The following is an 8378-nucleotide window of genomic DNA, read 5'->3' as shown; positions in this document are numbered from 1 at the left end:
CGGTCGTGCCGGCATAGACGCCCCAGGCGGGAAAGGCGAACCTGACGCTCAGGATGTAGAGGATGATCGAGCCCATACCGACCGGAAAGCTGCGGATGATCGCATGCGTGCTTGCCCGTCCGTAGGTCAGATGGATGATCAGCAGCGTCGGCAACAGGGTCGCCGGGAAGCCCGCCAGAACGCCGGTCCAGCGCGGCCCAAGCAGTTCGGCAAGCGTGATGGCGCCGACGATCAGGCATGCCGCAAGTCCCGCGCGCAACAGGATGAGACGCGCCGTGTAGCGGACCGGCCTGGTCACGTTGGCGAACTCGATCCTGCGGAACAGCCAGATCGCCAGGGCCATGAAGCAGACAGTCATGGCGGTGGCTTGCGCCAGCGTGAAGGGCACGAGCACCAGCCCGCGGGCGACTGCGACAAATACCGCCACCGAAGCCGCAGCGCTGAGCGGAACCGTAAAGCGCGTGAACCACACAGAGGCGCGGTGATAGGCGAGCACAAAGGCAAGCGTGGCAGTAAAGGCGGCGATTCCGTGCGGGGTGCTCGTCACCGCGTAATCCGTGCCGAGGTCCCGGCCGACGAAGAAATAGACCAGAACGGCGTTGAGCGGCGCCCCCGAGAGGACGCCGGCGACCCGGGTGCCGACTCGCTCGGCGATCGCCGAGAGGCCCAGCACGATCGCGGCCGACCACAGCACCTTGGCAACGAGCGAGGTCTCCGAGGCAAGGCTCATAAGGCTCTCCCGTGCGCCGCGGCGGTGGCCGAGGCGCCTGTCCGGACTGATGGGCGCACGGGGAGGCGCATGCAGCGTCAGCGCGCCGAGGCGTGGCGCAGGAAGGCGAAATCGCAGCCCTGGTCGGCCTGCAGCACCTGCTCGGCATAGAGCCTGTCATAGCCGCGCAGCGTCGCGGTGTCGCACCGGGGTGGGAGCTGCGCGCGCCGCCGGTCGAGTTCTGCGGCCTCGACCATCAGGTCGAGCCGGCGCTCGCGCACGGAGAGGCGGATCCGGTCGCCGCTGCGGACCAGCGCGAGCGGGCCGCTCGCGGCCGCGTCCGGCGTCACGTGCAGGACGATCATGCCGAAGGCGGTGCCGGACATGCGCGCATCGGAGATGCGGACCATGTCCTTGAGGCCCCTGGCGGAGAGCTTCTTCGGGATCGGCAGGTAGCCGGCCTCGGGCATGCCCGAGGCACTGGCCGGCCCGGCGTTCTGCAGCACCATGAAATCGTCCGGCGCAATGTCGAGATCGGGATCGTCGACCCGCGCGGCGAGATCCTCGAGCGAGGAGAACACCACTGCCCGGCCCTCCTTCTCGAACAGGCGCCGGTCGGCAGCCGAGCGCTTCAGGATCGCGCCCCGGGGCGCGAGCGAGCCGAACAGGGCAACGAGCCCGCCCTGCGCCTCGATCGGCTCGGCGGCGCTGGCGATCACGCCGCGGTCGACCGGCTCGGCCGGCGCATCGAGGCGCTCGCCCAGGGTCTCGCCGGTGACCGTAAGGCAGTCGAGGTTGAGGAGCGGGCGCAGCTCTCTGAGCAGTGCGCCAAGGCCGCCGGCATAGAAGAAGTCCTCCATGTAGTGCGCCCCGGCCGGCTTGAGGTTCACCAGCACCGGCGTGGTGTCCGAAAGTTCGTTCAGCCGCTTTAGCGGCAGCTCGATGCCGAGACGGCCGGCGAGCGCCGCGAGATGGATGATCGCGTTGGTCGAGCCGCCGAGCGCCAGCAGCACGCGCAGCGCGTTCTCCACCGACTGGCGGGTGATCACCTGGCTCGGCCGAATGGGCCGGTCGATCAGCCGCACGGCAGCGGCGCCGGTGGCTTCGGCGGCACGCAGCCGGTCGGCGTGCACGGCCGGGATCGCGGCGGTGCCGGGCAGCGACATGCCGAGCGCCTCGGCGAGGCAGGCCATGGTCGAGGCCGTGCCCATCACCGCGCAGGTCCCGGCGGTGGTGGCGAGCCGCATCTCGACCCGGCCAATGCGCGCCGCGTCGATCTCGCCGGCGCGGTACTTCGCCCAGAAGCGGCGACAGTCGGTGCAGGCGCCAAGCCGCTCCTCGCCCAGCCGGGAGGTCATCATCGGCCCGCCGACCAGCTGGATCGCCGGCAGGTCGGCCGAGGCCGCGCCCATGAGCTGCGCCGGCACGGTCTTGTCGCAGCCGCCCATGAGCACCACGGCGTCCATCGGCTGGGCGCGGATCATCTCCTCGGTATCGATCGACATCAGGTTGCGAAACTTGAGGCTGGTCGGGTTGAGATAGACCTCGCCCAGCGACACGGTGGGGAACTCGATCGGCAGCGCGCCGGCGGCCAGCACGCCGCGCTTCACAGCCTCGAGCAGCTCGGGGAAATGCCGGTGGCAATTGTTGAAGCCGGACGCGGTGTAGGCGATGCCGACGATGCGGCGCGACAGCATCTCGCGCGAGTAGCCCATCGAGGCGGCAAAGGACCGGCGCAGATAAAGCGAGAAATCCCGGTCGCCGTAGTTCGTCAGCCCCCTTGCGAGGCCGTGATCGTTTGTCTTGGTCATAGGATCCCCGCACTGCCGCCCTGGGCCTCGCAGCCCGATCGAGCTTGGTGCCGGCAGGCCACCGCGGTCAAGGCCACGGCGGCGCCGCGGATCTAGAGTACGGCAAGGCTGGCATTGCGCAGGTCGGTCACCACCATGTGGCCCGGCGTATGCGTGATGCACAGCGGCGGGCGCGCCTGGCGCACGGCGGATTGAGGCGTCACCCCGCAGGCCCAGAACACCGGCAGCTCGTCCTCGCGCAGCTCGGTCGGGTCCCCGACCCAGGGCCGGTCGATGTCCTCGATACCGATCAGCCGGGGCTTGCCGATATGCACGGGCGCCCCGTGCACGTTGGGAAAGCGCGAGGTGATCTGGATCGCGCGAATGGCGTCGGCCGGCGTGAAGGGCCGCATGGAGACCACGAGCTGGCCGCGGAAGGGGCCGGCCGGGGTTGTCTCGATGTTCGTGAGATACATCGGCACGCCTGTGCCCTGCGCGATGTGGCGCAGCGGCACGCCGGCCTCGATGAGCGCCTCCTCGAAGGAGAACGAGCAGCCGAGAACGAAGGCCACCATGTCGTCGGTCCACAGATCGCGGATGTCCCGCCGGTCCTCGACATATTCGCCATCGCGGAAGACGCGGTAGCTGGGCACGTCGGTGCGGATGTCGAGGTCGGCGGCCAAGGCCGGCAGGTGCGGGTCGCCGGGGTCTGAGACGGCGAGGATCGGGCAGGGCTTGGGGTTGCGCTGACAGTAGACGAAGAAGTCGTCCGCATAGTCGCGTGGCAGCACGCAGAGGTTTCCCTGCACGTAGCCGGGCGCCATGCCTGCCGTGTGCGCGCAATGCGCGCCGTCGCGGATCGCCCGGCGCGCCGCCCGGGGATCCGTGATGGTGCCGCTCGGCTGTGGCAGGACCTGGGACTTGTTCATCGACGAGCCTCGCTGGTGCGGCCGGACCGCGCGGCGGACCGGGTTGTTGACGCGGCGGATGCCCGACACCTATACCAGTTTCAACGAATTCGCAGCCCACTTGCGAAGGGCGGACAAGACCAATGCTCTCGCGAAGAGGCGGGAGAGGATGTGCGGCGCATATCGACGCCGCGACCCCAGGGAGGAAACACATGCAGCTGAAGACCAAGTTCCTGAAGCGATCCGTCATGCTTGCGGCGGCGGTGGCGGTCGTCTCGGCCTCTGCCTCTGCGGCCGAGCTGCCCAAGACGCATCTCAAGGTCATCGGCTACTTCAGCAACCTGGCGCAGACCAAGCTCGTCGAGAAGCCGTTCTGGACCCAGAAGATCGAGAAGGACTCGAACGGCCAGGTCACGGTCGACTACAACAACATGGACGTGCTGGGCATCAACGACTTCCAGATCCTGCACATGACCCAACTCGGCGTCGCCGACTTCGCCACCTCGGACATCAGCAAGATGGCCGGCGACGACCCGGTGTTCGAGGGCTGCGACCTCGCCGGCATTACCAGCGACATCAAGACCGCGCGCAAGGCCTGCGAGGCCTGGCGGCCGGTGATGGCCGCGGCGATGAAGAAGACCTTCAACACCAAGCTGATGGTGCTGGCTCCGAACCCGCCGATCGTCTTCTGGTGCCGCGACAAGATCACCGGCCTCAAGGACCTCAAGGGCAAGAAGGTCCGCGTCTTCAACAAGACTCAGGCCGACTTCGTCAGCGCCGTCGGCGGCGAGACCATCACCATGGCCTTCCCCGAGGTGGTTCCGGCCCTGCAGCGCGGCGTGGTCGACTGCGCCCTGACCGGCACGCTCAGCGGCAACACCGCGGGCTGGCCGGAGGTCTCGAAATACCTGCTGCCGATCACGGTGGGCTGGTCGATTTCGTACACCGGCGCGAACATGAAGAGCTGGGAGGGCTTCTCGCCCGACCTGCAGCACTTCATGACCAAGGAGCTCGGCCAGCTCGAGGATTCGCTGTGGAAGATCGGGGCCAAGGCGACCGAGCAGGGCGTCAACTGCAACACCGGCAAGGGCAAATGCACGCTGGGCAAGAAGGGCAACATGACGCTGGTCAAGATCACCGCTGCGGACAAGGCGCTAAAGAAGAAGCTGCTCGAGAACGTCGTGCTGGTCGACTGGGGCAAGCGTTGCGGCAAGGACTGCGCCAAGAAGTGGAACGAGACGGTCGGCAAGGTGGTCGGATTGCAGATCCCGCTCGACAAGCTCTGATGCCGGCGGCGGGCGCGGAGGTCACCGTCCTTGGCGCCCGCCCCTCACATTCCGCAACCTGACGGCGCCCCCTACATGGACCGCCTGCTTCGTCTGGCACGCATGGCCTCCCGCGGCGGCGCCTGGTTCGGTGGCGCCATCGTCGCGGCCGCCGCCTTCATCATCTCCACTGATGTGCTGATGCGGAAGATCTTCGACGCGACCCTCGGCGGCGCAAGCGAGATTTCCGGCTACGTTCTGGCCATCAGCACGACCTGGGCGCTCGCGCTCACGCTCCTCGACCGCGGCCATGTGCGCATCGACTCGCTCTATGTGCTGCTGCCGACGCGGCTGTGCGCCCTGCTCGATATCCTGGCACTCCTCTCCTTCATGGTCTTCGCCGGGTTCCTGACATGGCAGGGCTGGGTCATCTTCCACCAGTCGGCGGTGCTGGGCTCGCGGTCGCTCACGCCGCTGGCGACGCCCCTGGCCATTCCGCAGTTCCTTTGGCTCGCCGGCTTCGCCTTCTTCCTGCTGGTGATGATCCTGCTGCTCGCGCGGGCGCTGATCGCGCTGGCAACCGGGCGGGTCGAGGACGTGCATCGCCTGCTGGGCTCGCGCACGGCCCTGCAGGAGTTGGAGGAGGCGGTCCAGGAGCAGGAGCGCTACAAGGACGGCTAGCGGGGCAAGGGAGAGAAGCACGTGGTCTGGACGGCGATCCTGCTGCTGCTGGCCATCCTGGCGCTGAGCATTCCGGTGGCGTCCGGGCTCGTGCTGCTCGCGCTGGCGCTCGACTACCTCTACTCGTTCCTGCCGCTGCGCCTGGCGATGGGCGAGACCGCGTGGTCGGTCTCGACCAACTTCATCCTGTTCGCCATCCCGCTCTTCGTCATGCTGGGCGAGATCCTGCTGCGCTCGGGCATCGCCGAGCGGATGTATGCGGCCATGACCCACTGGCTGTCATGGTTGCCCGGCGGGCTGATGCATTCGAACATCGGCACCTGCACGCTGTTTGCCGCGGTTTCGGGCTCGAGCGTCGCCACCGCTGCGACCATCGGCACCGTCGCCATCGACCAGATCGATAAATACGGCTACAATGAGCGGCTCTATCTGGGCACCATCGCCGCCGGCGGGACGCTCGGCATCCTGATCCCGCCGTCGATCCCGATGATCGTCTACGGAGCGCTCACCAACACCTCGATCCCGCAGCTTTACATGGCCGGCATCCTGCCGGGCGTGCTGCTGGCCGGGCTCTTCATGCTCACCGTCATCGCGGCGTGCCTGCTGCGTCCGCGCTGGGGCGGCCGGGCGATCCGGACGAGCTGGGGTGCACGCTTGCGCTCGCTGCCGGACCTGTTGCCGCCGCTGCTGATCTTCATCGTGGTAATCGGCTCGATCTATGCCGGTGTCGCCACGCCCACCGAGTCAGCCGGACTCGGGGTCGTGGCGGCGTTTGCGCTGGCGGCGGTGCGCCGGCGCCTGAGCCTGCGCATGCTGGCCGACGTCTTCGAGGGCACGATGCGCACCACCGCGATGATCATGGCGATCCTGATCGCGGCCTACTTCGTCAATTTCGTCGTCACCTCGATCGGCCTCTCGGGCAAGGTAACCGGGCTGATCACCTCGCTCGGATTCTCGCCCACGGCCACGATCATCATGATCGCCGTGTTCTATCTGATCCTCGGCATGTTCATGGAATCGCTGTCCATGCTGGTGGCGACCGTGCCGATCATCACCCCGGTGGCCACCACCCTGGGCTTCGATCCGGTCTGGTTCGGAGTCTTCGTCATGCTGCTGATCGAGACCGCCCTGATCACGCCGCCGGTGGGGTTCAACCTGTTCGTGGTCCAGGGCGTGCGCCCGCGCGGGCAGATCTACGATGTCGTCCTCGGCGCAGCACCCTTCGTGGTCACGCTGCTCGTCATCATCGGGATCCTGATCGCCTATCCCCAGCTTGCGCTGTGGCTGCCGCACAACCTGCCGGGCTGAGACAAACGGGGCTCGGTCGAAGCCGTAGAGCCGCGCCGGGTTCTCCACCAGGATGCGCCGCAGCGTCGTCTCGTCCCCCGCCCAGCCGGCAAACTGGTCGAACAGCGCACCGTCGTCGGGCATCTCCGTGGCGGTGCGGATATGCGGATGCGGCCAGTCGGAGCCCCAAAGGACGCGATCCGGCCGTGCCGAAATCAGCGCCGCGGCGAAGGGCGCCACGTCGTCATAGGGCAGGCTGCGCCGGGCGGTGAGCCGGTAGGGCGCGGTCAGCTTGACCCAGCAGCGCCCGGCCTCCATCAGCGCCAGCAGCGCCCGGAAGCCCGGATCGCCGGCCCCGCGCGCGGCGGGGATGTAGCCCAGATGTCCGATCACGACATCGACCGGGAAGCGCCCGAACAGCGCCGCCATGTCGTCGATCTCATGCACGTGCACCAGAAGCTCGACATGCCAGCCCAGGGGCGCAAGCCGCCGGGCGAAGCGTTCGACCTCGGCGAGCGAGGCGAACGGCATGCCCCCTTTGTCGGCCAGATTGACGCGGATGCCCCGCGCCCCGGCCGCATCGAGGCGGGATAGCTCGGCGTCGGAGACTTCGGCGTCCACCGCAACCACCGTGCGCAGGCGGTCGGGCAATCGCGCCGCAGCATCGATTATGGCGCGGTTGTCCGTGCCATAGACGCTCGGCTGCACCAGCACGCCCCGCGCGATGCCGAGCACCTCGTGCATGGCGAGATAGGCCTCGAGCGGCGCATCCGGCGGCGTGTACCCGCGGGCGGGCGAATAGGCATAGCGCGCCGCCGGTCCGAAGACATGGGCGTGCGTGTCGCAGGCCCCGGTGGGCGCCCGGGCCTGCGGGCGCGTCGGCTCCGGGCGGGGCGGGGCGCAGAACGGCGGATCGACCGGAGTCATCATGGCCGGGTCCGCGCGCCGCCCGGAAAGTCGTAAAGCGCGGCCGGGTTCTCCACCAGGATCCGTCGGCGCATCTCGGCGTCGGGGGCCCAGTCCGCCAGAAGGTCGAGAAGCACGCCGTCATTGGGCATCGGCCGCGTCACCGCAGGGTGCGGCCAGTCAGTGGCCCACACAAGTCGGTCGGGGCGCGCCTCGATCAGCGCGCGGGCCATCGGCCGCACATCGTCATAGGGCGGGCGGTCCTGGCCCGAGAGCCGGTAGGCGCCGGACAACTTGACCCAGGTCCGCCCCTCGCGCACGAGCGCCAGGAGATCCCGGAAGCCCGGGTGGTCGATGCCCTTCGCCGCCGGCATGTGGCCCATGTGGTCGATCACGCTGTCGACCGGCAGTTCCGCCAGCCGGCCGGCGAAGCCGTCAAACTCGGAGATGTCGAGCAGGAACTGCAGGTGCCAGCCCAGGGGCGCGATCCGCTCGGCAAGGCGGCGCGCGGAGTCGAACCCGACGCCGCCGCGGAACAGCAGGTTGAAACGCAGCCCGCGCACGCCCAGGCGGTGCATCTCGCCGAGTTCGTCGTCGCCGATGTCGGCGCCCGCCACGGCCACGGCGCGCAGGCGCTCGGGCTCGGCGCGCAAGGCGTCGAGCGTGGCCCGGTTGTCGGTCCCGTAGACGCTGGGCTGCACAATCACGCCGCGCTCGAGCCCGAGCGTGTCCAAAAGTGTCATGTATTCGGACAAAGGCGAGTCCGGCGGCGTGTAGCTGCGGTCAGCACCGTAGGGATAGCGGTCCGCCGGGCCGAACACGTGGGCATGCG

The 8378-nt window shown here is 68.6% G+C and carries 7 protein-coding genes and 1 pseudogene; 3 read left to right on the top strand and 5 right to left on the bottom strand.

All coding sequences use genetic code 11. The features are described 5' to 3' along the window. The 3 genes from AC32QD_RS14030 to AC32QD_RS14020 form a co-directional block, all read right to left on the bottom strand. The coding region (locus tag AC32QD_RS14030; RefSeq protein WP_492011129.1) for a hypothetical protein at positions 1–730 on the bottom strand (730 nt) is incomplete at its 3' end. 77 nt (positions 731–807) lie between these two features. Continuing rightward, a complete protein-coding gene (locus AC32QD_RS14025; protein ID WP_492011128.1) occupies positions 808–2520 on the bottom strand; it encodes a dihydroxy-acid dehydratase in 1713 nt (570 codons plus the stop codon). A 92-nt stretch (positions 2521–2612) separates the two neighbouring features. Further along, on the bottom strand, positions 2613–3428 hold the full coding sequence (locus AC32QD_RS14020; protein ID WP_492011127.1) for a putative hydro-lyase: 816 nt from the start codon (positions 3426–3428) through the stop codon (positions 2613–2615). Positions 3429–3619: 191 nt separating this feature from the next. On the opposite strand from AC32QD_RS14020, the gene AC32QD_RS14015 reads away from it, so the two are divergent. From AC32QD_RS14015 to AC32QD_RS14005, 3 genes are all read left to right on the top strand, one after another. Beyond that, positions 3620–4693, top strand: a complete 1074-nt coding sequence (locus AC32QD_RS14015) for a TRAP transporter substrate-binding protein (protein WP_492011126.1) — start codon at positions 3620–3622, stop codon at positions 4691–4693. Positions 4694–4768: 75 nt separating this feature from the next. Then, on the top strand, positions 4769–5353 hold the full coding sequence (locus AC32QD_RS14010) for a TRAP transporter small permease subunit (RefSeq protein WP_492011125.1): 585 nt from the start codon (positions 4769–4771) through the stop codon (positions 5351–5353). 21 nt (positions 5354–5374) lie between these two features. After that, on the top strand, positions 5375–6661 hold the full coding sequence (locus AC32QD_RS14005; protein WP_492011124.1) for a TRAP transporter large permease: 1287 nt from the start codon (positions 5375–5377) through the stop codon (positions 6659–6661). A gap of 78 nt (positions 6662–6739) precedes the next feature. On the opposite strand, the pseudogene AC32QD_RS14000 reads toward AC32QD_RS14005, so the two are convergent. Next, positions 6740–7567 (bottom strand): annotated as a pseudogene (locus AC32QD_RS14000) (amidohydrolase family protein); the annotation flags it as partial. After that, the coding region (locus AC32QD_RS13995) for an amidohydrolase family protein (RefSeq protein WP_492011123.1) at positions 7567–8378 on the bottom strand (812 nt) is incomplete at its 5' end. The gene AC32QD_RS13995 and the pseudogene AC32QD_RS14000, both read right to left, overlap by 1 nt.

This window comes from Thermohalobaculum sp. (genome assembly GCF_058622915.1).
This window is presented reverse-complemented; position numbering and strand designations above follow the sequence as displayed.

Bases quoted from the DNA above. Each gene is read 5' to 3' on its own strand.
- AC32QD_RS14025 (WP_492011128.1), bottom strand. From the start codon at position 2,520: ATGACCAAGACAAACGATCACGGCCTCGCAAGGGGGCTGACGAACTAC.
- AC32QD_RS14020 (WP_492011127.1), bottom strand. From the start codon at position 3,428: ATGAACAAGTCCCAGGTCCTGCCACAGCCGAGCGGCACCATCACGGAT.
- AC32QD_RS14015 (WP_492011126.1), top strand. From the start codon at position 3,620: ATGCAGCTGAAGACCAAGTTCCTGAAGCGATCCGTCATGCTTGCGGCG.
- AC32QD_RS14010 (WP_492011125.1), top strand. From the start codon at position 4,769: ATGGACCGCCTGCTTCGTCTGGCACGCATGGCCTCCCGCGGCGGCGCC.